The sequence below is a fragment of the Vibrio sp. HI00D65 genome (genome assembly GCF_001635455.1).
In the GTDB taxonomy this organism is placed as follows: domain Bacteria; phylum Pseudomonadota; class Gammaproteobacteria; order Enterobacterales; family Vibrionaceae; genus Vibrio.
This window is the reverse complement of the sequence record NZ_LWEH01000321.1, coordinates 1-901: the sequence shown is the minus strand read 5'-3', so window position 1 is coordinate 901 and position 901 is coordinate 1. Positions and strand designations below refer to the sequence as shown.

General features: G+C 47.4%; 2 rRNA genes. Both read right to left on the bottom strand.

The annotated features are described in order from the left end of the window. Positions 1-170 precede the first annotated feature (170 nt). Positions 171-286 (bottom strand): 5S ribosomal RNA (gene rrf / locus A3712_RS19570). A gap of 135 nt (positions 287-421) precedes the next feature. Continuing rightward, positions 422-901, bottom strand: a 23S ribosomal RNA gene (locus tag A3712_RS19565); the annotation flags it as partial.

The window sequence follows — 901 nt, the reverse complement described above, 5'->3', positions numbered from 1 at the left end:
AGGGATAGGGATTTGAACCCTAGAACCGCTATTAAAGGTTGCCGGTTTTCAAGAATGGTGCTTTGGAGCACTCAGCCATACGTCCAACAAATAGTTACTAAAATCAGTCTTACTTGTGTGCTGTTTCTAGTATTATTTTCAGTTTTTTAAACCTCAAAGTCGAAATTAAAGCCTGGCGATGTCCTACTCTCACATGGGGAAGCCCCACACTACCATCGGCGCTATTGTGTTTCACTTCTGAGTTCGGCATGGAATCAGGTGGGTCCACAATGCTATGGTCGCCAAGCAAATTTTGCTTTTACTTTCAGCTTTTTTAAAAACTGAAGGCAAAATAATCTGGAAAGCTTATTAAAAGTCTTGTCTCTTCAAACTCATTCAAGCGTTTGTATTTTTGAGTCCATCAAAACCCCTTGGGTGTTGTATGGTTAAGCCTCACGGGCAATTAGTACAGGTTAGCTCAACGCCTCACAGCGCTTACACACCCTGCCTATCAACGTTCTAGTCTTGAACAACCCTTTAGGACGCTTAAAGCGCCAGGGAAAACTCATCTCAGGGCTCGCTTCCCGCTTAGATGCTTTCAGCGGTTATCGATTCCGAACTTAGCTACCGGGCAATGCCATTGGCATGACAACCCGAACACCAGAGGTTCGTCCACTCCGGTCCTCTCGTACTAGGAGCAGCTCCCTTCAATTTTCCAACGCCCACGGCAGATAGGGACCGAACTGTCTCACGACGTTCTAAACCCAGCTCGCGTACCACTTTAAATGGCGAACAGCCATACCCTTGGGACCGACTTCAGCCCCAGGATGTGATGAGCCGACATCGAGGTGCCAAACACCGCCGTCGATATGAACTCTTGGGCGGTATCAGCCTGTTATCCCCGGAGTACCTTTTATCCGTT